The organism is Stutzerimonas stutzeri (assembly GCF_009789555.1).
In the GTDB taxonomy this organism is placed as follows: Bacteria; Pseudomonadota; Gammaproteobacteria; order Pseudomonadales; family Pseudomonadaceae; genus Stutzerimonas; species Stutzerimonas stutzeri_R.
The window spans coordinates 2,207,724-2,231,571 of sequence record NZ_CP046902.1; the positions used below are offsets into that span (position 1 = coordinate 2,207,724).

A 23,848-nucleotide genomic window follows, 5' to 3' on the forward strand; every position below is an offset into this window, starting at 1 on the left:
TAAAGCAAGGCGCCGGAAATGAACAACCTGTGGATAACATGTGGGTGCTTTGTGGGTGAAACGCCGTAACGACGAGCCAGCCCGCGGGGGCAAAGGGCTGTACCGAAACCCGACGGACTACCGAGTATTTTCAGCGGCTTGCAACGCAATCTCGCCAAATGCCTTAACACTACATGTTGTGTTTTTGGCAAGCCCTTTCGCAGGGCTCGTCTGGCGGGTGCGCTTGAGTACAATGACGCGCCCCTCGACGGGCGTGGCGATGCTGTGCGGAGGCGCGAATGGATCAGGAAGCTTGGCGAGTTCTCATCGTCGAAGATGACCAGCGGTTGGCCGAGCTGACCCGGGAATATCTCGAAGGCAACGGTTTGCAGGTATCGATCGAGGCGGACGGTGCACGGGCGGCGGAGCGCATCATCAACGAGCGGCCCGATCTGGTCGTGCTCGACCTGATGCTGCCCGGCGAGGACGGTCTGTCCATCTGTCGCCGGGTGCGCGATCGCTATGAAGGGCCGATTCTGATGCTGACTGCCCGCGCCGACGATCTCGATCAGGTGCTCGGGCTGGAGACCGGGGCCGACGACTACGTCTGCAAACCGGTGCGTCCGCGGCTGTTGCTGGCCCGTATCCGTGCGTTGTTACGACGACGCGAAGGTGCGGAAGCGCCCTCGATACCATCCAGCAAACGTGTGCAGTACGGTCCGCTGGTGGTTGACAGCGCGTTGCGCGAGGCCTGGTTGCGAGGCGAGGGGATCGAGCTGACTGGCGCCGAGTTCGACCTGCTTTGGCTGCTGACCTCCAATCCGGGACGAATCATGTCTCGCGAGCAGATATTCGCCGAGCTGCGTGGCATCGAGTACGACGGCCAGGACCGCTCCATCGATGTGCGCATCTCCCGTATCCGTCCGAAGATCGGTGACGACCCGGAGCATCCCCGGCTGATCAAGACGGTTCGCGGCAAGGGCTATCTGTTCGTATCCGAAGCGGCTGAAGCGCTGCAGTGAATTCGATTTTCCTGCGCATCTACGGCGGCATGCTGGCCGTGCTGGTGCTGGTCGGGCTGCTGGGCGCCGGCGGGCTTCATCTGCTCAACGATGTGCGTGCCGATCGGCATCGCGAGGCGCTCGCGAGCGGCACCTTCCGCCTGATGGCACATAACATGAGCAGCATGACGCCCATCGAGCGGCGTCAGGCGGCCAATCTCTGGGGGCGGTTGCTGGGCATCGCGCTGCGGGTCCGTACGCTGGAGGATGTCAGCCTGGAAAGCCGGCTGGAAAGCCGCCTGTTGCGCGGGCAGGTGCTGGTGGAGCAAATGCGCCCGCACAGCGTCACGATCTTCTCCCTGGTCAGCGCCGAGGACCGTCTGGTGCTGACCGGCGAAGTGGAGCAACTGAGCGAGCAACTGGCCCGCGCGACCATTTATCTGCTGATCGACGAACTGATCCGCTACCCAGAGGCGGAACAGCCTCGGCGCCTGGCCGAGCTCAAGGAGGCACGTGGCTTCGGCTACGAGTTGCAGCTATTGACCCGCGACAGCGCCAGCCTCGACGACGATCAACGTCGTCGGCTGGATGAAGGCGACACGGTGATGGCGCTGGTCGGTGGCGGCGAAGCCATCCGGGTATTCGCGGCAATCTCCGGGACGCCCTGGATCATGGCGTTGGGCCCGCTTCACCAGATGAACCCCTATCCGCCGCAACTGTTGGTCCTGATCGGCGTGCTGGGCCTGTCGCTGATCGGGCTGACCGTCTACCTGCTGGTGCGACACCTTGAGCGGCGTTTGCGCGAGGTTGAAAGCGCCGCCACGCGCATCGCCAGCGGCCATCTGGAAGCCCGCGTGCCGGATGCCGGAACGGATTCGGTCGGTCGGCTGGCGAAGGCGTTCAATGGCATGGCCAGCCACCTGCAACGTTTGTTGGCGGTGCAGCGCGAAATGGTCAGCGCGGTCGCCCACGAGCTGCGTACGCCGGTTGCGCGGTTGCGTTTCGGCCTGGAGATGGCCGGTTCGGCGCAAACCCCGGAAGCGCGAGCGCGTTACCTGGCCGACATGGACGGTGATATCGACGATCTCGACCGTCTGGTGGACGAAATGCTGGTGTATACGCGGCTGGAGCGCGGCTCGCCGGAGCTTACCTTCAGAACGGTCGATCTGGCCGCCTTGGTCGATCAGGTGATCGGTGAACTGGCGCCTCTGCGACCGAACGTGCGGGTCGAACGCGGGCCCTGCGTGCCGGCGAGCGACGGCAGCTGCATGGTCGAGGCCGAGCCGCACTATCTGCGCCGCGCCTTGAGCAATCTGATCACCAATGCCATGCGTCATGCCGAAACGCGCGTGCAGGTGAGTTTCATGGTCGACCCGCAGCGGGCGCAACTGGTGGTCGACGACGATGGGCCAGGGGTTCCGGAAGCGGCTTGGGAGAAGGTATTCACGCCGTTCCTGCGTCTGGACGACAGTCGCACCCGCGCCTCTGGCGGGCACGGGCTGGGGCTGTCCATCGTGCGGCGCATTTCCTACTGGCACGGCGGCCGTTCGGTGATCGGCCACAGCGAACTGGGTGGGGCGCGCTTCAGTCTGGTCTGGCCGCGCAAACAGGCGCGATAGCGCCGGATACGGGCACGGCGCTGTCTCAGGCCGGAATGCTGACCAGACTCAACAGGTAGTCCTCGAACCGAGCGAACTGGCCGTCCAGTTCGCTTCCGGTCGTCCATTCATCCGAGAGGTCCTTGAGCAGGCGCAGGCGAGCGTGGCCGTGGTTCTGCTCGATCAGTTCGGCTTCCTGGAAATAGAAGCGCGTCTTCACCAGCGGATAGAGCGCCTTGAACAGGCTCTCCTTGATCGAGAAGGTCAAGGTGACGCGCAGGGCTCGCTGCGGGTCGTCCAGGCCGGCATAGCCTTCCAGTTCGCCTGGCGTGAGGATTTCGGCGGCCAGCCGGTCGGCCCGCGCGACGGGTAGCAGCTTCTCCACATCGAGGCCCAGGCCGCGCCAGTGCTCGCTTCGCGCCGCGACCACAGCGGCCCAGCCGGAGCCGTGGGTAATGGAGCCGACCACCCCGTCCGGCCAGCTGGGCGAGCGGTCCTGCCCAACCGCGGGAATGGCTGGCACGCCGGTGACCCTGCGCAAGGCCTCGTAGGCGCAGACGCGTCCGGCAAGGAACTCGGTCTGGCGCTTGCTGACCGCCGTCATGGCGGGCAGACCCCAGCGGTCGAAGTCATGGGGTTCCAGCAACTCGGGATCGAAGCGGGTGCTGAGCAGCTGAACGCCGGGCAGGGCGCGAGGCAACGGCCAGTGATCGTGCAGCGGCGAGCAGCAGGCGGGATGACGAGGTGCGCGGTTCATGGTCGCTAGTGTGCCTCAACAGGACTGCTGACGCAGCCTGGGATGCCGGGTTCACGGCTCTGTAGGCCGCGCGAGAATCCGGGGGGCTGCCTCGACGATCTGGCGCGACAGGTTTTCCATTCGGGGCGATTGCACTTTCCAGGTGTGCCAATACAGGGAGATATCCAGGGGCGCATCCCTGGCCAGGTCGACCACAGTGCCGTCCGCCAGCGCATCGTGCAGCAACAACTCCGGCACCATGCCATAGCCCAGGCCATAGCGGATCGCGCCGAAGTGCGGTTCCGAGCCGGGAACGTAATGGCAGGGATAGGCGCCTTCCGGCAGGCCCAGGTGGCGCAGCAGGAAGGATGAGGTGAGGCTGTCCTTGCGGGTGTAGGCCACCACGGGCGCCTTGCGCGCGGCGTTTCGACTCAAGCCATTGGCGAAGTGCTGCTGGCGGAACGAGGCGCAAGCGACCAGGCGATAACGCATGCGGCCCAGCGGGCTCGCCGTGCAGCCGCGCATGGGCTTGGGCTCGGTGCTGATGCAGCCGATTGCCAGGCCGGTTTCCAGCAGGCTGTAGGTGTGGTCCTGGTCTTCGACGGTCAGGTCCAGCAGGACGCGCTCGCGAATGAGCACCTCGGCCAGCGCCGGGAAGAACCAGGTGCCGAGGCTGTCCGCATTGAGCGCGGCGACGACCACCAGCGGCGCATCGCTGCGCTCGGCCAGATCCGCCATCAGATCGGCTTCAAGCAAGGTTGCGCGCTTGAGGTACTGCAACAGTCGCTGGCCGATTTCGGTCGGGCGGCAGGGGCGGCTGCGCACCACCAGCGCATTGCCAAGGGTGCTTTCAAGGGCGCGCACCCGCTGCGAAATCGCTGGCGGCGTCAGGTGCAGGCGTAGCGCCGCCTGCTCGAAGCTGCCGGTCCTGATGACAGCGCGGAAGGCTTCGGTCTGCTTGGGATCGAGATTCAAGCGATAACTCACTCATTAAGGAAATATTTGTATAGCCTAAATTTGCTTAGCCAGATCGATTGATTACGAGTCTGCCCCATAATTGCGCGGCTTTCACCTGTCCGCCCTGTTTTGGAGCCTGCCGTGACCCTGTTGCACACCATCTACCTGATCGCCATTACAGCCGAAGCCATGTCCGGCGCCATCATGGGCATGCGACGGGGGATGGATCTGTTCGGCATCTGCGTGCTCGGAACGGTCACCGCCCTGGGCGGTGGCACGGCGCGCGACGTGCTGCTGGGGCACTACCCGATCGGCTGGATCGCCAATCCCGAATATCTGGGTTTCACCGTCAGCGCGGCCATCGTCACCGCCATGGTGGCGCGGCATCTGCATCATCTGCGGCAGGTGTTCCTGCTGGTCGATGGCCTTGGTCTGGTGGCGTTCACGGTGATCGGATGCGGCGTGGCGATGGAGATGGGCGCACACCTGTCGATCGTGGTGCTGGCCGGCGTGATCACCGGCGTATTCGGCGGCTTGTTGCGCGACATCCTTTGCAACGAGGTGCCGATGGTGCTGCAGCGCGAACTGTACGCGACGGTGGCGTTGTTCACCGGTGTGCTGTATGTCGGCCTGCTGTGGCTGGGCGTGAGTAACGCCATCGCATCGCTCGCCGCGCTCTGTGCCGGTTTCCTGTTCCGGGTGCTGGCGATGACGTTCCAGTGGAAGCTCCCGGATTTCCAGGGACGCGACATCCGCGGCCTGGATTGAAACCACGGCCAAGGTGCGTGATCGACCAGCCTGACGGCTGGTCGGGAGCCGTCGCCAGAGCGCCATGGTAGGCAGCTTCCCGCTCAGCGAGCCGCTACACTAGCGGCCTGGCAACCAGGGGAATGGATCCGTGCTGAAAGACCTAGGACTGAAGAGCCGCGTGCTGGTGCTCATTTTGCTGCCCAGCACGGTGCTGGCCGTGGCGCTTGGCGTCTATTTCACCTGGATGCAGCTCTCTGAGATGCGTCATCAGCTGGACGAACGCGGCAAGTTGATCGCCGAGCAACTGGCACCGCTGGCTGCGCCGGCCATGGCCGAGGGGCATGGCGCGCGCTTGCAGCGGATCCTCAATCAGGTGCTGGATCAGCCCGACGTGCGTTCGGTGACCCTCGTCGACACCGCGCGCAATGTGCAGGCTCATGCGGGGCCGAATATGATCACGCCATCGCCGCCGACCGATCCCGAGGCGCTGACTCAGGTCAGCAGTGTCGACACCACGCGCATCCTTTTGCCGGTGCTCGGCAAACACTTGAATCTGGCCACGGACAACCCGAACGACGATCTGCGCCAGATCGGCTGGCTGGAACTGGAGTTGTCGCACCAGGGCACCTTGTTGCGTGGTTATCGCAGCCTGTTCACCAGTCTGTTGCTGATTGGCGCCGGGCTGATCATCACCGCGCTGCTGGCGTTGCGCATGAGCACGGCCATCAGCAAACCGCTGCACAAGGTCAAGGTGGCAGTGGCGCAACTCAAGGACGGCTATCTGGAAACCCGTCTGCCATCGCTCGGCAGTCACGAGATGGATGAGGTCGCGGCGGGCATCAACCGCATGGCAGAGGCGCTGCTCAGCGCCCGTGAAGAACTCCAGCAAAGCATCGACCAGGCGACCGAGGATGTTCAGCAGAACCTCGAAACCATCGAGATCCAGAACATCGAGTTGGACCTGGCACGCAAGGAGGCACTTGAAGCCAGCCGGATCAAGTCGGAATTCCTCGCCAACATGAGCCATGAAATCCGCACCCCGCTCAACGGCATTCTCGGTTTCACGCACTTGCTGCAAAAGAGCGACCTGACCCCGCGTCAGCAGGACTACCTGTCGACCATCGAGAAATCCGCCGACAGCCTGCTGGGTATCATCAACGAGATCCTCGACTTCTCCAAGATCGAGGCCGGCAAGTTGGCGCTCGACAGCATTCCGTTCAACCTGCGCGATCTGATCGAAGACACCCTGACCATCCTCGGCCCGGCGGCACATTCCAAACACCTGGAACTGGTCAGCCTGGTCTATCGCGACACGCCCCTGTCGTTGGTCGGCGATCCGTTGCGGCTCAAGCAGGTGCTGACCAATCTGGTCAGCAACGCCATCAAGTTCACCAATGAAGGCACCGTGGTCGTCCGGGCCATGGTCGAGGATGAGCGCTCCGATCGTGCCCAACTGCGCATCAGCGTGCAGGACACCGGTATCGGCCTGACCGATCAGGATTTGCGCGAGCTGTTCCAGGCGTTCCGCCAGGCGGACAACTCACTGTCGCGCCAGCCCGGCGGCACCGGCCTCGGGCTGGTGATCTCCAAGCGCCTGATCGAGCAGATGGGCGGTGAAATCGGGGTCGACAGCATTCCCGACGAGGGTTCGGAATTCTGGTTCAGCCTGAGCCTGCCCAAAGCCCGCGACGACATCGAGGATTTGCCCCGGGCAGCGCTGCTGGGGCGCAAGGTCGGCTTGCTCGAGCCGCACTCGCTGGCGCGTCAGGCCCTGCAGCACCAACTGGAAAGCTGCGGCCTGGACGTGTTGCAATTCGATACCCTGGATCAGTTGCAGGACGCGGTGGCCGTCGCGCAATCGAGTGATACGCCGATCGAAATCGCCGTGCTCGGCGTGAGCCATCGGGAAATCGCACCGCAGCAACTCTGCCAGCGCCTGTGGGCATTCGACGCGCTGGGTTGCAAGTGCATCGTGCTGTGCCCGACCAGCGACCAGGCGCAGTACCACGAAGCCCTACCCGAATCCCATACCCACACCCAGTTGCAAAGCAAACCGGCCTGTACCCGCAAGCTGCAGCGGGTCCTTCTCGATTTGCTGCGCCCGCCGCAAGCACTCGCCGAGACCCTGGCAGTGCCGGACACCCGCCCGCCCCGGGTGCTGTGCGTCGATGACAACCCGGCCAATCTGTTGCTGCTCGAAACCCTGCTGACCGACATGGGCGGCGAGGTCGAGGCGGTGGGCAGCGGTCCGGAAGCGCTCGAGGCGGCCAAGCGCAAATCCTTCGATCTGGTGTTCATGGACGTGCAGATGCCGGGCATGGATGGGCGCCAGACCACCGAGGCGATTCGCCGCTGGGAGCAGGAGAGCAGCCAGCCACCGATGCCGATCATCGCGCTCACCGCGCATGCGCTGTCCAACGAAAAGCGCACCCTGCTGCAGAGTGGCCTGGACGACTACCTGACCAAGCCGATCAGTGAGCGACAGCTGGCGCAGGTGATATTGAAATGGACAGGGCTGCCGCTGCCGCGCAGCTTCGGCGCCGCGCCCGTCGAAGTGCTGCCACCGAACGACGAGCTCAAGGTGTTGGACGCGGAGGAGGGGCTGCGCCTGGCGGCCGGCAAGGCCGATCTGGCTGCGGACATGCTGAGCATGCTGCTGGCCTCGCTGGAAGGCGATCTGCAGGTTATCCGCGAAGCGCGCCTGGCGAACGACCGGCAGGCACTGATCGACCGCGTGCACCGGCTGCACGGTGCCACCCGTTATTGTGGCGTGCCCCAGTTGCGCGCTGCCTGCGAGCGCAGCGAGACGCTTCTCAAACAGAACCATCCGGGAGCGGTTCAGGCGCTGGACGAACTCGACAGCGCCATTGAGCGCCTGGAATTCGAAGCACGCGTCGTTTAAACATACCGCCTGCTAAAAGCCTCCCGGCGAAAGGGCAATGTTCGCTCCGATCCGTGGGAGGCGCGCCCCGCGGCGAATGCAGGCCTGCGGTCCGCTCTAAAGCAGCGCTTCGCCCCGAGGGCGGGCCTCCCACCAACAGCCTCCTGGCGAAAGCGGTCGGTAGGAGTCCCGAATATTCAGTCGCCCATCACGATGCCTTCGCGGCGGGGATCGGCACCGCCGAACCAACCGCTGTCGGTGCGCTGGATGGCTTGCAGCCCGCTGGTCATTTCTGTCTCGTTGAGCTGATGACCCCGCGCTTTCAACGCCTCCACCGTGCTGGCCGGAAAGCGGCCGGCTTCGAGCACGGTAGGGCCGTTGAAGCTGCCGAAATTCGGCAGATCGATGGCGCGCTGGGCGTCGAGCCCCCAGCCGTACATGCCCAGCAGCGTCTTCGCCGTGAAATGGATGATCGCCGCACCGCCGGGCGAACCGACACTGGCGAGCAATTGATCGCCCGCGGCATTGAACACCAGCGTCGGGCTCATGCTCGAGCGAGGACGCTTGTTCGGTTCCACCCGGTTGGCAACCGGCCGGCCCTGATCATCGCGCGGCTCGAAGGCAAAGTCGGTGAGTTCATTGTTCAATAGATAGCCGCCGGGCAGGCCGGTGCCGCCATCGTTGAGCAGGCGCGCGCCGAAAGCCTGTTCGATGGTGGTGGTCATCGCCAGTGCGTTGCCCTGGTCATCGACGATGCTGATGTGGCTGGTGCCGTATTCCGGTTGCGCGGGCTGGGAAGCGAAGGCGACCGGCAGCGGCCCCGGTTCGCCGGGTTCGGCAGTGCCCATGCTGCGGGTACCGATCAGCGCGGCGCGCTGCTTGAGGTATTCGGGCGCGAGCATGCTATTCCAGGTCCGCCCCGGGACCGGTACGAAATCGGGGTCGGCCAGGTATTTCGCGCGATCGGCATAGGCCAGGCGTGCGGCCTCGGTGTAGTGGTGCAGGAAGTCCGCCGACGGCAAACCCTGATCCAGCGCGGGCAGCGGCGACAGCTGTTCCAGAATCCCCAGGATCTGCATCTGGGTGATGTGACCGGAAGAGGGCGGCGGGAACCCGCAGACCTGATAGCGTTGCTGCCACAGGTTGCACAGCGGGTCGCGCTGACGCGGCGCATAGACTTCCAGGTCGCTCAGCGAAAGCGTGCCAGGGTTGTGATGCTCGTTCACCTGCCTGACCAGCGCCTGCGCATTGGCGCCCCGGTAGAAGGCCTCGCTGCCGTTCTCGGCGATGTTGCGCAGCAGTTGTGCAAGGGCGGGGTTACGCAAGCGGTGCCCGACTGGCCAGGGCGTGCCATCCGGGCGGTAATAGAACGCCGCCGCGGGCGGGTTATCGCGAAGCGACGGGTCGCTTGCAAGCAAGCCGTGCAATCGCGGACTGATTTCAAAGCCATCCTCGGCGAGCCGAATGGCCGGCAGCAGCAAGTCCCTCCAGGGCAATGTGCCGTACTGCCGGTGGGCTTGCTCGAGCATTTTAACGGTGCCGGGCACGCCAACCGAACGCCCACCGACGACGGCCTGCTGGAAATCCATGGGCTCGCCGTCGGGCTTGAGGAACAGCGTTTCGTCGACCGCTGCCGGGGCGGTCTCGCGGCCGTCCAGCGCGGTGACTTGGGCGCCGTCCCAATGCAGCAGGAAGGCGCCGCCGCCAATGCCGCTGGACTGCGGCTCGACCAGGGTCAGTACCATCTGGACGGCGACCGCCGCATCCATCGCACTGCCGCCGGCTCTGAGGATCTGATAACCCGCCTCGGTGGCCAGCGGGTTGGCGGCGGCAACGGCGAAGCGCTCGGTGGCCCAGCCGGGCTTGGCGGTGTAGCCGGTGGCGGCTTCCGGTGCCGGTGGTGCCTGGCGGGAGGAATCGGGGGTGCTGCAGGCGGTCAGGCTGGCGAAGAGAAACGTGAAGACCAGTGCGACAGGTCCGACGGGCATGGAGGGCGGTTCCTTATGGAAGACGGTCGATGTTCTGTTTATACACCTAGACCACTGACCGCTATCTGCCAAGCGTGGTCGTTACGTTTGCTTCGAGACGACCATCGATACCGGCCCTGACAGATTCGGTTGCAGACCAGCGGCGATCAGGGCCAAGCGGTCTGCCCGTGCCCGGTCGTTGCCGGTATCATGTGCGCCTCTCAAGTGCCGCTCGGTTCATCGACGCCATGACAATTCAGTATCCGACCATCGCCGATTGCGTCGGCAACACGCCTCTGGTTCGCCTGCAACGCCTGCCGGGCGAGACCAGCAATACCCTTCTGGTCAAGCTCGAAGGCAACAATCCGGCAGGTTCGGTGAAGGACCGCCCCGCGCTGTCGATGATCGCTCGCGCTGAAGCGCGTGGCGACATCAGGCCCGGCGATACCCTGATCGAGGCTACGTCCGGCAATACCGGCATCGCCCTGGCCATGGCTGCGGCGATCAAGGGATACAAGTTCATCCTGATCATGCCGGACAACTCCAGCGCCGAGCGCAAGGCGGCGATGACCGCCTATGGCGCAGAGCTGATTCTGGTGAGCAAGGACGAAGGCATGGAAGGCGCCCGCGACCTGGCCGTGAAGCTGGCGGCCGAGGGCCGTGGGAAGGTGCTCGACCAGTTCGCCAATGGCGACAACCCCGAAGCCCACTACAGCAGTACGGGTCCCGAGTTGTGGCAGCAGACCGCTGGCGGCATCACCCATTTCGTCAGCTCCATGGGCACCACTGGGACCATCATGGGGGTGTCGCGCTACCTGAAAGAACAAAACCCGGCAATCCAGATTATCGGGCTGCAGCCGATGGAAGGGGCTTCGATTCCGGGAATTCGTCGCTGGCCGCAAGAGTACCTGCCGAAGATTTATCAGGCCGAGCGTGTCGACCGGATCGTCGACATGGCCCAGGCCGAGGCGGAACACGTCATGCGCCGTCTGGCGCGCGAGGAAGGCATCTTCTGCGGCGTATCGTCCGGAGGCGCGGTCGCGGCTGCGCTGCGGCTGTCCCAGGAAGTCGAAAACGCGGTGATCGTCGCGATCATCTGCGATCGCGGCGACCGTTACCTGTCGACGGGTGTCTATGATCAGCCGAACTGACGCGGCATCTGCTCACCAGGGCGGCACTCGCTGATGGCCAGGCGCAACGGGGGCTTGCGCTTCCAGCCTGGCGGTGGCGAAAAGAAGCCGCAGGTCCCGACGGGCAAGAAGCAACGGCTGGGTATCGAGCGCCTGGCCAACGATGGCCGAGGCATCGGTTTCGTCGACGGGCGCACCTGGTTCGTCGAGGGCGCCCTGCCCGGCGAAGAGGTCGAGGCGCGCGTCACGGGAGCGCGCAGTCAGGTCGTCGAGGCCCGCAGCGAACGGGTGCTAGCGGCCAGTGGGCAGCGCCGTCCAGAGCCCTGCCCGCATGCTCGGGTGTGCGGCGGCTGTACCCTCCAGCATCTACCGGCGGCCGATCAGCTCGAGCTGAAACAGCGCAGCCTTGCCGAACAGTTGTCGCGGCTGGCGGGCATCGCACCGCAGGCCTGGGCGCCGCCGTTGAGCGGGCCCGAGTTCGGCTACCGCCGCCGCGCCAGGCTGGCCGTTCGCTGGGATGCCAAGGTACGGCGATTGGAGGTGGGATTCCGCGCCAGCGCCAGCCAGGACATCGTGTCCATCCGTGAATGTCACGTGCTGGTACAACCCTTGCAGACGCTGTTGCCGGCGTTGCTGGCCGTTTTGCATGCATTGGACAAGCCGCAGGCGATCGGGCACCTGGAGTTGTTCAGTGGGACCGCCGAAGCCGTGCTGGTACGCCACACGGTCGCGCTTGCCGAGGCTGATCTGCAGCGGCTGTCGAGCTTTGCGCAGGCGCAGGGCGTCCAGCTCTGGCTGCAGGGCGACGGTGTTCCGCAACCCTTGGACCCGGCTTACCGGCTGGGCTATCGAATGCCGGCTTGGGACCTGGAACTGGCCTGGCGGCCGGGCGATTTTGTCCAGGTCAACGCCCCGGTGAACGAGGCGATGGTGGCGCAGGCGTTGCAATGGCTCGCACTGCAAACGGGCGAGCGGGTGCTGGACCTGTTCTGTGGGCTCGGCAATTTCTCGTTGCCGTTGGCACGTTCGGGGGCAGAGGTGGTGGCCGTCGAGGGCGGCAGCGAGATGACGGAGCGCGCCCGCACCAATGCCGCGCACAACGGTCTGGTGAATGCGCACTTTTATCAGGCGGACCTGTCGAAGCCGCTTGCCGAGGCGCAGTGGGCCAAGGGCGGATTCGCGGCTGTGCTGCTCGACCCACCGCGTGACGGTGCGCTGGAAATGGTGCGGCAAATAGCGACTTTAGGCGCAACGCGCGTGGTCTATGTTTCATGCAACCCTGCGACACTGGCGCGCGACGCTGCGCAGCTGGCACGTCAGGGCTATCGGCTCGAGCGTGCCGGCGTGCTGGACATGTTCCCGCAAACCGCGCACGTCGAAGCCATGGCGCTCTTTGAGCGACAGGCGTAGCGACGGAATTTTTGACAGGCAGACGGCCTGTGGTTCAACCGACCGACTCCCAGAAAGTCGGCGTATTCGACGCAGATGATGCGTAGAGGGAAGGTAGATAGATGGTCCAGGTCAGAGCGCTTCAGCCGATCAACACTGACGGCAGCATCAACCTCGAAGGCTGGCTCGATCACGTGCTGGGGATGGACCCGGCACTCGACCGCGACGCACTCAAGCAGGCCTGCGAGTTCGCTCGCTCGGCCGAGCAACAGGCCAACGCGGCACAGAATCTGTGGAGCGAAGGCACCTCCAGCTACCAGACCGGGCTCGAGATTGCCGAGATACTCGCCGATCTCAAACTCGACCAAGACAGCCTGGTCGCGGCGGTGATCTATCGGGGTGTTCGTGAAGGCCAGGTCCAACTGGCCGACGTTCACAAGCAGTTCGGCCCGGTGGTGGCCAAGCTGATCGAAGGCGTGCTGCGCATGGCCGCCATCAGTGCCAGTCTCAACCCGCGCGAGTCGCTGGTGCTGGGTACCCAGACGCAGGTCGAGAACCTGCGCAAGATGCTGGTGGCCATGGTCGACGACGTCCGTGTCGCGTTGATCAAGCTGGCCGAGCGCACCTGCGCCATCCGCGCGGTGAAGAACGCCGACGACGACAAACGCCATCGCGTTGCCCGCGAAGTCTTCGATATCTACGCACCGCTGGCCCATCGCCTGGGTATCGGCCATATCAAGTGGGAGCTGGAGGACCTGTCCTTCCGCTACCTGGAGCCCGAGCAGTACAAGCAGATTGCCCAATTGCTGCACGAGCGTCGCCTGGACCGCGAACAGTACATTCAGAGCGTGGTTCAGCAGCTCAGGGACGAACTGACCGCAACCGGCATCCATCCCGAGATCGATGGCCGCGCAAAGCACATCTACTCGATCTGGCGAAAGATGCAGAAAAAGGGCCTGCAGTTCAGCCAGATCTACGACGTTCGCGCCGTCCGTGTCCTGGTGCCCGAAGTGCGTGACTGCTATACGGCGCTGGGCATCGTGCATACGCTCTGGCGCCACATTCCCAAGGAGTTCGACGACTACATCGCCAACCCCAAGGAAAATGGCTACCGTTCGCTGCATACCGCCGTGCTCGGTCCGGAAGGCAAGGTGCTGGAAGTGCAGATTCGTACTCAGGCCATGCATGAGGAAGCCGAGCTGGGCGTCTGCGCCCACTGGCGATACAAGGGCACGGACGTCAACTCCAGCTCCAGCCATTACGAAGAGAAGATCGCCTGGCTGCGTCAGGTGCTCGAATGGCACGAGGAACTCGGCGATATCGGTGGCCTGGCCGATCAGTTGCGCGTGGATATCGAGCCTGACCGTGTCTACGTGTTCACCCCGGACGGCCACGCCATCGACCTGCCCAAGGGCGCCACGCCGCTGGACTTCGCCTATCGCGTGCACACCGAAATCGGCCACAACTGCCGGGGCGCCAAGATCAACGGGCGCATCGTACCGCTCAATTACAGCCTGCAGACCGGCGAACAGGTCGAGATCATCACCAGCAAGCACGGCTCGCCGAGTCGCGACTGGCTGAACCCCAACCTGGGCTACATCACCACTTCGCGCTCGCGGGCAAAGATCGTCCATTGGTTCAAGCTGCAAGCCCGTGATCAGAACGTGGCAGCCGGCAAGGCGTTGCTCGAGCGTGAGCTGGGACGCCTCGATCTGCCCCCGGTGGACTTCGACAAGCTCGCCGAAAAGGCCAACCTGAAGACTGCCGAGGACATGTTCGCCGCACTCGGGGCGGGCGATCTGCGGCTGTCCCAACTGGTCAATCATGCACAGCAGTTGGTGGAACCCGACAGCCACGCCGCCGATCAGCTCGAATTGATCCCGCGTCGTCCCGCCAGTACCCGGCCGGGCAAGCGGGGCGATGTGCAGATCCAGGGCGTCGGCAATCTGCTCACGCAAATGGCCGGTTGCTGCCAGCCGCTGCCGGGCGATCCGATCGTCGGCTACATCACGCTGGGACGTGGCGTCAGCATCCACCGCCAGGATTGCGCCTCGGTGTTGCAACTGGCCGGGCGCGAGCCGGAGCGGATCATCCAAGTCAGCTGGGGGCCGATCCCGGAGAAAACCTACCCGGTGGACATCATCATCCGTGCCTACGATCGCTCCGGCCTGCTGCGTGACGTTTCGCAAATCCTGCTCAACGAGCGCATCAACGTGCTGGCCGTCAACACCCGCTCGAACAAGGAAGACAGCACGGCGCAGATGACCCTGACCATCGAGATTCCAGGCCTGGATGCCCTGGGACGACTGCTCAGCCGTATCTCGCAGTTGCCCAACATCATCGAAGCGAAGCGCCAGCGCACCTCCTGACCCACTGCGTTCGGCCATACTGCATGGCAAGCCTGCCGAAAAACGTTCGTTGGCAAACGCCAGCTTTGCTTTTCCGCAGGCTTTCGCCTTGTCTGGCCTTCGCTCGCTACGGTCAGGTTTCACCCGACCCCAACTTCGATCTCCAAGCGTTCACCGAGGCATTCATGTACCAACTCAACGACCTGCTGCATTTGATGGCCCGCTTGCGTGACCCACGGCACGGCTGTCCGTGGGATTTGCAGCAGGACTACGCGAGCATCGTGCCGCACACGCTCGAAGAGGCATACGAAGTGGCGGACGCCATCGAAAGCGGCGACTTCGATCACTTGCCTGGCGAACTGGGTGATTTGCTGTTTCAGGTCGTTTATTACAGCCAGTTGGCGCAGGAGGAGGGGCGTTTCGAGTTCGCCACGGTGGTCGATGGGATCACCCGAAAGCTGCTGCGCCGCCATCCCCATGTCTTTCCCGATGGCGATCTGTACGGCTCGCCCGAGCTGCCACGCCTCGACGAGGCGGCCATCAAGCAGCGCTGGGAAGCAATCAAGGCCGAGGAACGTGCAGAGAAGGCTGCCGCGCCGGAGCAACTGTCGCTACTCGACGACGTACCCAGCGCGCTGCCCGCCTTGAGCCGTGCCGCCAAGTTGCAGAAACGCACCGCCCAGGTCGGTTTCGATTGGCCGGACGCATTGCCGGTGGTGGACAAGGTGCGCGAGGAACTCGATGAAGTGCTCGAAGCGATGAGCGAAAACGATTCGGAGGCCGTCGCCGAAGAGATCGGCGATCTGCTGTTCGTCACGGTGAATCTGGCGCGGCACCTGAAGGTCGATCCGGAAAACGCCTTGCGCGCCGCCAACCGCAAGTTCGAGCGCCGCTTCCGTTTCATCGAACGCGCCTTGCGGGAACGGGGGCGTCCCATCGAGAATTGCGATCTTGATGAACTCGATGCCCTTTGGGGCGAAGCCAAGAAAGCCGAGCGAACGGCGTCCTGCGGGTGACGGTCGCGCTCATTTCGCGGGTGGATGTCGTGACCCGCATCCGCCACAATCTGCCGGCCGGATCGCGATGCGAGCCGGCCTACGTCTATTTTGAATTCACGACGAGACGAGCCGACACATGAGTCTTTCCCTTCGCGATCAGCTGCTCAAAGCCGGACTGGTCAATGAGAAGCAGGCCAAGCAGGCCGGTAAGCAGCAGCAGAAACAGCAACGCCTGGTAAAGAAAGGCCAGGCTGAAAAGGATGATTCTCAGCGTGAAGCGGCGCTCAAGGCCCAGGCCGAGAAACTGGCCCGTGACCAGGAATTGAACCGCCAGCAGCAGGAAAAGGCCGAGCAGAAGGCGCGTACTGCCCAGATCAAACAACTGATCGAGACCAGCCGCCTGCCCAAGCTGACCACCGAGGACTATTACAACTTCGTCGATGACAAGAAGGTCAAGCGCCTGTCGGTGAACAAACTGATGCGCGACAAGCTGTCCAGTGGCTCGCTGGCCATCGTCCGGCATGGCGGCGGTTATGAAGTGATCCCGCGTGAGGCTGCGCTGAAAATCCAGGAGCGCGATCCGCGCCGCATCGTTCAGCTCAACACCCAGTCCGAAGCGCCCGATGCGGACGATCCATACGCCGCCTACCAGATTCCTGATGACCTGATGTGGTAACGCCGGCGCATGCCCGACAGATGGACGGATCAATCCCGGTCGCGCGCCCTCTACAGCTATAGACCCGCCGGGATTGCCGGCCAATGCCGTGGAGGGCAACGACATGGGAAATGAATCCATCCTTGAGGCGAGCGGCCTGGACCAATACGACCTGCATGCCAATGGCGTGCCGGGCGATCCGGAAGAACCCGGCGTACCGGATTTGCCTAGCGAGCCAGGCGAGCCAACCATTCCGGACCAGCCGCCGCCAGCACCGGTGGCCTGACTTCACGCGCGCGGCGCGGGCGCCGGCGCGACGAAGGCCTGAGCACGCGCGAGCAGGTCAATGACCTGCTCATCGTTCGTCTGTTCGAAATCGCCGTAGTGGCGCCCGACGCCGATAAATGGCTCGGGCATCGCTAGGCACACCAGTTCATCGAACTCGGTTCGCAGCATTTCGATTTCCTCGCGCGGCCCGACCGGCACGGCGAGCACGATCCGGCGGGGACTGGATTGTTTCATGCCCTTGAGCGCGGCTCGCACGGTTGCGCCAGTGGCAACGCCGTCATCGATCACGATCACGCAGCGATCCCGGATTACCGGGGCGGGTCGGTCACCACAATAGCGTTGGCGGCGGCGTTCCAGTTCGTCGAGCTGGCGCTGCATCTCGCTCTCGAACCAGTGGGGCGGTGGCGCGACTTGGTTGAACAGCTCCTGATTGATCACCCACTTCGGCTCGGCGCCGTCGACCACCGCGCCGAGCGCGAGCTCCTCGTTGCCGGGCGCACCGATCTTGCGCACCAGCACGAGATCGAGCGGCGCCTTGAGGCTGCGCGCCACTTCGAAGGCAACGGGCACGCCGCCTCTGGGTAAGGCGAGCACCAGCGGTTTCAACTCGGCCAGATGTTGCAGTGCCTCGGCCAGCTCCTGGCCGGCGTGGCTGCGGTCGCGAAACAGATGAGGTTCAGACATGAACGCGCGCATGGCTCACTCTCCGAATGGGTAGGTATCCGGAATGATCTCGGCGTCGATCTGCTGCGGCCCGATCGGGGTCACGGCGCAGGTCTGTTCCAGCCAGATCAGGGCGTCGAACTGTTCCGAGAGTATGGCCTGGAAATAATGACTTTGCCGCTCGGTGGCCGGGCGGTAGATGACGCCGATGGCCCGTTCGAGACGCGGTCTGGCCAGCGCCTGACGTAAGGAGGCATCGTCGCGCCAATGGGTCAGTGACGCCGCGATTCCGGTGCGCAGGAACAGGTGCTCCCAGCTATCCGGGCGAGACGGGCGGACCTGCTTGATCTGCATCGGCTCGTCCCAATTGTCCGCCGCTGCCACTTCGCCTCGGTCAGTGGCCATGCCGATCAGCACCGCGTCGCGTCCGAAGGCGGTACGGCACAGCTCGCCGATGTTGAATTCGCCGCCCCAGCCCATGGACGTCGATGCGGCGTTGCCGATGTGAGAATTGTGCGCCCAGACCACGGCCCGGGCGCCGTCGCCACGGTGATCCAGCAGCGCGCGCAGGGTATCGAACATATGCCGGTCGCGCAGGTTCCAGGACTCGGCCGAGCCCTGATACATGGCCCGGTAATACTGCTCCGCCGCCAGCACCACACGGGCGTTGCGCTCGGCGTCGAAGAAACGTGCGCCGTCTTGTTCGAGGTACTCCAACCGCTGATCGAGCAATGCGCGCAACTGCTCGACGACAGCGTCTTCACACGATGGCTCCCCGAGCATCACCTTGTGTCCATAGATGGCCGGCTCCTCGTGCCAGGGGCTGAGGCAGCCATAGCGGCGTCGCGCAGCGCTGGCCGCCTGAGGGTCGACGCCATCGAGGTAACTCAGTACCTCCTGAATCGACGAGCCGAGGCTATAGACGTCAAGGCCGCGAAATTCGACCCGTCGCTCAGGCGCCAGGGTTTCGTTGTGGTGGCGCAGCCAGCCTGCGAAATCGGCGACTTCCTGATTGCGCCACATCCAGGTCGGGAAGCGCTTGAAGCCTTCCTCGACCCAGCTCGGCGGCTGCTGGTGACGTACGTAACGGTCGATTCTCGCTGCGTCCGGCCAGTCCGCTTCGGCGGCGATGATAGTGAAACCGTGATGCTCCACCAGCCGACGGGTAATGGCCGCCCGGGCACGGTAGAACTCGGAGGTGCCGTGGCTGGCCTCGCCGATCAGTACCACACGGGCGTCGGCGAATGGATCGAAATGGGCCGCAAAGGCGGGGTCGTCGATGGCCGGCAGCGGCGTTGCATGGCGGCGTAGCCGGTCGACCAACTGGTCCTCGGTCATCTCGGCAGGTCCTGGGCGTGATCGGCTCATGGCCTTGTCTCCGCGCTGTTTGTCTACCGATGACCGATGCGCCGAGGCCCTGTTCAGACCGTTCGGCAGGTCGTCCGATCAAGCATAAGCGGCAGAACTGAATACGACGGGCTAGTCTCTAAACAAAGCGACGCCGATATCGGTGAACGAATTTGCCGAAGGCGCTAGAAAAAGGGGGCATCCATGACGACTTGGATCATCGCGTACAGTAAAGACGGCAATACCTCCATCCTCAGGACCGAATCCGATCACCAGCCGGATATAGACGAAGCGGTTGCGCTGGTCACCCGCAAGGCCGAACAGGACTACGCCGGCGAGGAGGACGCATACGAGCATGACCCGGATATCGAGGAAACGCCGGCCACCCGCCTGGCCGAGCGCTTTGGTATCACCGTAACCGGCATATCGCAGGCCTGATTGTCATCAAGCCACCCGCCACACGCTGCCATCCCCAACCACGTACAGACGCCGACTCGCGTTGGCGTCCACTTCCATCATGCCGGTGAATCCACCGAAGGCTGGCAGCAGGGTCACGCGTTCGCCGATGCAGAAGCAGGGCAGGCGCAGGCTCTGCCGCCCGCGCCCGCTAAGACGGAACGCCGGGTGCAGATGTCCGGCCAGCACATGATGGGTGGGGTGCGGGTCGGGCTCGTGTTGCAGGGCGAAAGGGCCAAGCAGCAGCGGTTCGGGGCTCACCAGGATATCGAGGGTCGTGGGCGGGTCGCCGGCGCGTCGGTCATGGTTGCCGCGGATCAGGGTGATTTCGAGCCCAGGCCGTGCGGCGCGCCACAGATGGAGTTGCGCCAGGACGGCCGCCGTCTGGGATTCGGGTGCATGCAGGAAGTCGCCAAGCACTATCAACTGGCGACAACGATAACGCGCCAGCAACGCATCCAGCCGCTGCAGGTTCGCCTGGGTGGTGCCGCGCGGCACCGGCTGGCCAAGACGGCGATACGCGGCCGCCTTGCCGAAATGGATGTCGGCGATCAACAGCGCCTGCTGTTCAGGCCAGTAGATGGCCTTGTCGGCAAGCAGCCAGAGCTCGGTCTGTTCCAGTTCGATGGGTAGATGTGGCGTCATGCGAGGGAGTTTATCGCGGGCTTGCGCCTGTTCCCATGAGAGCGTTTGCTGTTGATGTGCAGCGGGGCCGCGTTCGCCGCGAGGGCGCGCCTCCCACAGGCAGGGTTCAGGTGCATGGCTGTGGGTGAGGTACGAACACGCTCTTTGTGGGAGGCCCGCCCCCGGGGCGAAGCTCTTGCTGTTGAGGTGGCCACGGGGCTGGGTTCGCCGCGAGGGCGCGCCTCCCACAGGCAGGGTGCAGGCGCATCGCTGTGGGTGAGGTACGAACACGCTCTTTGTGGGAGGCCCGCCCCGGGGCGAAGCTGTTGCTGTTGAGGTGGTCGCGGGACCGCGTTCGCCGCGAGGGCGCGCCTCCCACAGGCAGGGTTGAGGTGCATGGCTGTGGGTGAGGTACGAACACGCTCTTTGTAGGAGGCCCGCCCCCGGGGCGAAGCGTTTGCTGTTGAGGTGGCCGCGGCGCCGAATTCGCCGCGAGGGCGCGCCTCCCACAGGCAGGGTTCAGGTGCATGGCTGTGGGGGAAGTACGAACAGGCTTTTTGGTGGGAGGCCCGCCCCCGGGGCGAAGCTTCTGCTTTTGAGGTGGCCGCGGGGCCGCGTTCGCCGCGAGGGCGCGCCTCCCACAGGCAGGGTTGAGGCATATTGCGGTGGGCAGGTACGAACACCGCTCTTTGTGGGAGGCCCGCCCCCGGGGCGAAGTTTTTGCTGTTGAGGTGGCCGCGGGGCTGGGTTCGCCGCGAGGGCGCGCCTCCCACAGGTAAGGTTCAGGAGCATCGCTGTGGGGAGGTACGAACAGGCTCTTTGTGGGAGGCCCGCCCCCGGGGCGAAGCTGTTGCTGTTGAGGTGGCCGCGGGGCCGCGTTCGCCGCGAGGGCGCGCCTCCCACAGGCAGGGTTGAGGTGCATCGCTGTGGGGAGGTACGAACAGGCTCTTTGTGGGAGGCCCGCCCCCGGGGCGAAGCTGTTGCTGTTGAGGTGGTCGCGGGACCGCGTTCGCCGCGAGGGCGCGCCTACCACAGGTAAGGTTGAGGCGCATGGCTGTGGGGAGGTACGAACAGGCTCTTTGTGGGAGGCCCGCCCCGGGGCGAAGCTGTTGCTGTTGAGGTGGTCGCGGGACCGCGTTCGCCGCGAGGGCGCGCCTCCCACAGGGAAAGTGGGGCACAGGTTGGGCGGGGCGATTTCCCGAGAGGTTAGGGTTTCGGCTTTTTCTGCCGTGGTGTTCCGTCCTTGCTCGTGCGGGGTTTGCGCTTTGGGTTGGTTTCACGCTCCACCGCGATCGCGGCGTCTCGCTCCGGCTGATAGCCGCCAGGCCCTGCGGCCTTGTCGAGCTCGGCGACCATTCGACGAATACGATCGGCCAGTTTCTCTGAACTCAGGCTTTCACGGAACCGCTCGACCATCAAGGGGAAGGCCAGCGGGGTGGTGCGCTTGACCGGATGAATATCCAGGTGTCGCTGCTGCAGCCGTGTCAGCGTCTGTTCAAGGCGCTCGACTTCCAGCTCCTGACGCAGCACTTCTTCCTCGGCCTGGCTCAGCAGCAGGTTGGTCGGGTCGTACTGGCGAAACACATCGAAGAACAGTCCGCTGGATGCCTGCAGTTGTCGCGCGCTTTTCTGCGCGCCGGGATAGCCGGAAAACACCAGGCCGGCAATGCGGGCGATCTCTCGAAAGCGCCGACGTGCCAGCTCACCGGCATTGAGGCTGGCGAGCACGTCGTGGAGCAAGTCATCCTGACTGAACAGCGCGGGGGTCAGCCAGCGCTGCCAGTCCACCTCGGTCGCCGACAGCAGCTCGAAACCGTAGTCGTTCACCGCGATGGAAAAGGTCAGTGGTTGTCGCTGGCCCATGCGCCAGGCCAGCAGACTGGCAAGCCCAAGGTGCACATGGCGGCCCGCGAAGGGGTAGAGGAACAGGTGCCAGCCCTCGCGGGACTTCATGACCTCGGCCAGCAGCGTGGTTTCGGTCGGCAGCGTCGACCAATCCATCTGCACCCGAAGCAGCGGCGCTACCAGGCGCATCTCGTCGCTTGCGAAGGCCCCGCGCGAAGCGGCGCCGAGTTGTTCGACCACCGCATCGGCCAGTTCGCTGGAAAGCGGCATTCGCCCGCCGTTCCAGCGTGGCACGGCGGCCTTCCTGCCCGTGGCGCGGCTGACGTAGGCCGTCATGTTTTCGACCCGTACCAGTTCCAGCAGGCGACCGCCGAAGAGGAAGTTGTCACCGGGGCGCAGGCGGGCGATGAAGCCTTCTTCGACCGTGCCCAGCGACCGGCCGCTGCCGCCCTTGGCCCAGAACTTCACTGTCAGGCTGGCATCGCTGACGATGGTGCCGATGCTCATCCGATGGCGCAGCGCCACGCGCCGACTCGGCACTTTCCAGAGGCCGGAGTCGTCCGGCTCGACCCGTTGATAGTCCGGGTAGGCCGTCAACGAATGCCCGCCATGGCGAACGAAGGCCAACGCCCACTGCCACTGTTCGTCCTCCAGGTCGCGGTAGGACCAGGCCCGTCGGATCTCACGCAGCAGCGCGTCGGGGCGAAATCCGCCACCGAGCGCCATGCTCACCAGATGCTGCACCAGCACGTCCAGCGGCCGATGCGGTGCGCTGCGCGCCTCGATGCGGCGTTCGGCGACGGCGATCCTGGCCGCCGCGGCTTCCACCACTTCAAAGCTGTGCGTTGGCACCAGGGTGACCCGCGAGGCACGTCCCGGTGCATGGCCGGAACGGCCAGCCCGCTGCATGAGCCGCGCCACACCCTTGGGCGAGCCGATCTGCAGCACCCGTTCGACCGGCAGAAAATCCACGCCCAGATCCAGGCTGGAGGTGCAGACCACGGCCTTCAGCGCGCCTTGCTTGAGGCCCAGTTCGACCCAGTCGCGCACTTCGCGCGCCAGCGATCCGTGGTGCAGCGCGATCAACCCGGCCCAATCCGGGCGCGCTTCGAGAATCGCCTGGTACCAGAGCTCCGACTGCGAGCGGGTATTGGTGAAGACCAGCGAGGTCGCGGCCGAGTCGATCTGCTCGACCACCTGCGGCAGCATGCGCAGGCCGAGATGTCCGGCCCAGGGAAAGCGCTCGATGCTCGGTGGGAGCAAGGTGTCGACGAGCAGTCGCTTATCGATTTTGCCCTGTACCAGCCGACCTTGACCCGGGTGCAGCAGGACCTCCAGGGCGTGCGGCTGGTTGCCCAGCGTTGCTGAAAGGCCCCAGACGATCAGCTCCGGTGTCCAGCTGCGCAGCCGGGCCAGGGCCAATTGCAATTGCACGCCACGCTTGTTGCCGAGCAACTCGTGCCACTCGTCTACCACCAGCATGCGCAGGCCGGCGAAGGCCTGGCGCGCATCGGCTCGGGTCAGCAACAGCGTCAGGCTTTCCGGGGTGGTGACCAGCGCGCTGGGCAATCGCCGGCTCTGCCGGGCGCGCTCGGCGCTGGCGGTATCGCCGGTGCGCAGGCCAACGCTCCAGTTGATGGCGAGGTCGTCCAGGGGCGCCTGCAGCGCGCGTGCGGTGTCGGCGGCCAGTGCGCGCATCGGCGTGATCCATAACACGGTCAGCGGCGCTGGCTTGTCCGAATGCGCGGTCTGCGCCTGCGGTTCGTCTGGACGCGCTGCCGGCTCAGCGGCGAATCGGTTCAACGCGCCCAGCCAGACGGCATAGGTCTTGCCGGCCCCCGTGGTGGCATGAAGCAGGCCGGACTCGCCGTTCTGCACCGCCTGCCAGACCTCCCGTTGGAACGGGAACGGCTGCCAGGATCTACTGGCGAACCACGCGGCACCGCGGCTTTCTTGAGGCGTCCCCCGGCCAGGCTCCGCGCTGCCTGACGCCTCGCTCGTCGTCAGCCCTTCTGCCCGCGGAACAGGGGAGCGGTCAGCCTTGTGCGTGGCCGCTTTGCCTTCGATCGCAGCATGGGGTGACGGTGCTGCTGTGTCACGCACGCTTTTTTTGATCCCGCTCCGGTCTTTCGCTGGCTGAGTGAGGCTATCGTCCGGTTCCGTCGCGGGCTTGGTGACGGGGCTTCGGCTTTCTCTGGCCTGAAGGTCGGGCTCGGACTCGCCTGGCGTTTTCTGC

The 23,848-nt window shown here is 64.8% G+C and carries 18 protein-coding genes; 11 read left to right on the forward strand and 7 right to left on the reverse strand.

The window, feature by feature from the left end:
• Positions 1 to 278 precede the first annotated feature (278 nt).
• Both GQA94_RS10300 and GQA94_RS10305 read left to right on the forward strand, forming a co-directional pair.
• Positions 279 to 1,001: a winged helix-turn-helix domain-containing protein gene (locus tag GQA94_RS10300; RefSeq protein WP_158187932.1), complete on the forward strand. Its 723-nt coding sequence runs from the start codon at positions 279 to 281 to the stop codon at positions 999 to 1,001.
• On the forward strand, positions 998 to 2,599 hold the full coding sequence (locus tag GQA94_RS10305; RefSeq protein WP_158187933.1) for an ATP-binding protein: 1,602 nt from the start codon (positions 998 to 1,000) through the stop codon (positions 2,597 to 2,599). Before GQA94_RS10300 ends, GQA94_RS10305 begins: the two co-directional genes overlap by 4 nt.
• A 25-nt stretch (positions 2,600 to 2,624) precedes the next feature.
• On the opposite strand, the gene GQA94_RS10310 is transcribed toward GQA94_RS10305, so the two are convergent.
• Both GQA94_RS10310 and GQA94_RS10315 read right to left on the reverse strand, forming a co-directional pair.
• On the reverse strand, positions 2,625 to 3,335 hold the full coding sequence (locus GQA94_RS10310; RefSeq protein ID WP_158187934.1) for a 4'-phosphopantetheinyl transferase family protein: 711 nt from the start codon (positions 3,333 to 3,335) through the stop codon (positions 2,625 to 2,627).
• A 51-nt stretch (positions 3,336 to 3,386) separates the two neighbouring features.
• The gene (locus GQA94_RS10315) at positions 3,387 to 4,289 is read right to left on the reverse strand and encodes an HTH-type transcriptional regulator ArgP (RefSeq protein ID WP_158187935.1); all 903 of its coding nucleotides are present in this window, start codon (positions 4,287 to 4,289) and stop codon (positions 3,387 to 3,389) included.
• A gap of 123 nt (positions 4,290 to 4,412) precedes the next feature.
• Here GQA94_RS10315 and GQA94_RS10320 point away from each other — a divergent pair, with 123 nt between their 5' ends.
• Both GQA94_RS10320 and GQA94_RS10325 read left to right on the forward strand, forming a co-directional pair.
• On the forward strand, positions 4,413 to 5,039 hold the full coding sequence (locus GQA94_RS10320) for a trimeric intracellular cation channel family protein (protein ID WP_158187936.1): 627 nt from the start codon (positions 4,413 to 4,415) through the stop codon (positions 5,037 to 5,039).
• Between the two features lie 130 nt (positions 5,040 to 5,169).
• Complete coding sequence (locus GQA94_RS10325) at positions 5,170 to 7,923, forward strand: response regulator (protein WP_199270125.1); 2,754 nt, start codon at positions 5,170 to 5,172, stop codon at positions 7,921 to 7,923.
• 176 nt (positions 7,924 to 8,099) lie between these two features.
• Here the strand turns inward: GQA94_RS10325 and ggt are convergent, their stop codons facing one another.
• On the reverse strand, positions 8,100 to 9,890 hold the full coding sequence (gene ggt, locus GQA94_RS10330) for a gamma-glutamyltransferase (protein ID WP_158187937.1): 1,791 nt from the start codon (positions 9,888 to 9,890) through the stop codon (positions 8,100 to 8,102).
• 227 nt (positions 9,891 to 10,117) lie between these two features.
• Between ggt and cysM the strand changes: the two genes are divergently transcribed.
• From cysM to GQA94_RS23255, 6 genes are all read left to right on the forward strand, one after another.
• Positions 10,118 to 11,020, forward strand: a complete 903-nt coding sequence (gene cysM / locus GQA94_RS10335) for a cysteine synthase CysM (protein WP_158187938.1) — start codon at positions 10,118 to 10,120, stop codon at positions 11,018 to 11,020.
• A gap of 33 nt (positions 11,021 to 11,053) precedes the next feature.
• The gene (rlmD, locus tag GQA94_RS10340; protein WP_158187939.1) at positions 11,054 to 12,409 is read left to right on the forward strand and encodes a 23S rRNA (uracil(1939)-C(5))-methyltransferase RlmD; all 1,356 of its coding nucleotides are present in this window, start codon (positions 11,054 to 11,056) and stop codon (positions 12,407 to 12,409) included.
• 101 nt (positions 12,410 to 12,510) lie between these two features.
• Complete coding sequence (relA, locus tag GQA94_RS10345; RefSeq protein ID WP_158187940.1) at positions 12,511 to 14,757, forward strand: GTP diphosphokinase; 2,247 nt, start codon at positions 12,511 to 12,513, stop codon at positions 14,755 to 14,757.
• A 164-nt stretch (positions 14,758 to 14,921) separates the two neighbouring features.
• On the forward strand, positions 14,922 to 15,752 hold the full coding sequence (mazG, locus tag GQA94_RS10350; protein WP_158187941.1) for a nucleoside triphosphate pyrophosphohydrolase: 831 nt from the start codon (positions 14,922 to 14,924) through the stop codon (positions 15,750 to 15,752).
• A 118-nt stretch (positions 15,753 to 15,870) separates the two neighbouring features.
• Entirely contained in the window at positions 15,871 to 16,410 is a 540-nt protein-coding gene (locus GQA94_RS10355) for a DUF2058 domain-containing protein (RefSeq protein ID WP_158187942.1), read from the forward strand.
• A 103-nt stretch (positions 16,411 to 16,513) separates the two neighbouring features.
• A complete protein-coding gene (locus tag GQA94_RS23255) occupies positions 16,514 to 16,675 on the forward strand; it encodes a hypothetical protein (RefSeq protein WP_199270126.1) in 162 nt (53 codons plus the stop codon).
• 2 nt (positions 16,676 to 16,677) lie between these two features.
• Here GQA94_RS23255 and GQA94_RS10360 read toward each other — a convergent pair whose 3' ends face one another.
• A complete protein-coding gene (locus GQA94_RS10360; protein WP_158187943.1) occupies positions 16,678 to 17,373 on the reverse strand; it encodes a phosphoribosyltransferase in 696 nt (231 codons plus the stop codon).
• A 3-nt stretch (positions 17,374 to 17,376) separates the two neighbouring features.
• Complete coding sequence (locus tag GQA94_RS10365; protein ID WP_158187944.1) at positions 17,377 to 18,708, reverse strand: erythromycin esterase family protein; 1,332 nt, start codon at positions 18,706 to 18,708, stop codon at positions 17,377 to 17,379.
• A gap of 183 nt (positions 18,709 to 18,891) precedes the next feature.
• On the opposite strand from GQA94_RS10365, the gene GQA94_RS10370 reads away from it, so the two are divergent.
• A complete protein-coding gene (locus tag GQA94_RS10370) occupies positions 18,892 to 19,125 on the forward strand; it encodes a hypothetical protein (protein ID WP_158187945.1) in 234 nt (77 codons plus the stop codon).
• Positions 19,126 to 19,131: 6 nt separating this feature from the next.
• Here GQA94_RS10370 and pdeM read toward each other — a convergent pair whose 3' ends face one another.
• Together pdeM and GQA94_RS10380 are read right to left on the reverse strand one after the other, a co-directional pair.
• Complete coding sequence (gene pdeM, locus GQA94_RS10375; protein ID WP_158187946.1) at positions 19,132 to 19,788, reverse strand: ligase-associated DNA damage response endonuclease PdeM; 657 nt, start codon at positions 19,786 to 19,788, stop codon at positions 19,132 to 19,134.
• Between the two features lie 1,185 nt (positions 19,789 to 20,973).
• Entirely contained in the window at positions 20,974 to 23,715 is a 2,742-nt protein-coding gene (locus GQA94_RS10380; protein WP_233270237.1) for a ligase-associated DNA damage response DEXH box helicase, read from the reverse strand.
• Between the last annotated feature and the right edge of the window lie 133 nt (positions 23,716 to 23,848).

What these genes read in the sequence shown, in the direction of transcription:
- GQA94_RS10370 (WP_158187945.1), top strand. Translation starts at nt 18,892, where the DNA reads ATGACGACTTGGATCATCGCGTACAGTAAAGACGGCAATACCTCCATC.
- GQA94_RS10365 (WP_158187944.1), bottom strand. Translation starts at nt 18,708, where the DNA reads ATGAGCCGATCACGCCCAGGACCTGCCGAGATGACCGAGGACCAGTTG.
- cysM (WP_158187938.1), top strand. Translation starts at nt 10,118, where the DNA reads ATGACAATTCAGTATCCGACCATCGCCGATTGCGTCGGCAACACGCCT.
- relA (WP_158187940.1), top strand. Translation starts at nt 12,511, where the DNA reads ATGGTCCAGGTCAGAGCGCTTCAGCCGATCAACACTGACGGCAGCATC.
- rlmD (WP_158187939.1), top strand. Translation starts at nt 11,054, where the DNA reads ATGGCCAGGCGCAACGGGGGCTTGCGCTTCCAGCCTGGCGGTGGCGAA.
- GQA94_RS23255 (WP_199270126.1), top strand. Translation starts at nt 16,514, where the DNA reads ATGGGAAATGAATCCATCCTTGAGGCGAGCGGCCTGGACCAATACGAC.
- GQA94_RS10355 (WP_158187942.1), top strand. Translation starts at nt 15,871, where the DNA reads ATGAGTCTTTCCCTTCGCGATCAGCTGCTCAAAGCCGGACTGGTCAAT.
- mazG (WP_158187941.1), top strand. Translation starts at nt 14,922, where the DNA reads ATGTACCAACTCAACGACCTGCTGCATTTGATGGCCCGCTTGCGTGAC.
- GQA94_RS10360 (WP_158187943.1), bottom strand. Translation starts at nt 17,373, where the DNA reads ATGCGCGCGTTCATGTCTGAACCTCATCTGTTTCGCGACCGCAGCCAC.
- GQA94_RS10310 (WP_158187934.1), bottom strand. Translation starts at nt 3,335, where the DNA reads ATGAACCGCGCACCTCGTCATCCCGCCTGCTGCTCGCCGCTGCACGAT.
- GQA94_RS10300 (WP_158187932.1), top strand. Translation starts at nt 279, where the DNA reads ATGGATCAGGAAGCTTGGCGAGTTCTCATCGTCGAAGATGACCAGCGG.
- ggt (WP_158187937.1), bottom strand. Translation starts at nt 9,890, where the DNA reads ATGCCCGTCGGACCTGTCGCACTGGTCTTCACGTTTCTCTTCGCCAGC.
- pdeM (WP_158187946.1), bottom strand. Translation starts at nt 19,788, where the DNA reads ATGACGCCACATCTACCCATCGAACTGGAACAGACCGAGCTCTGGCTG.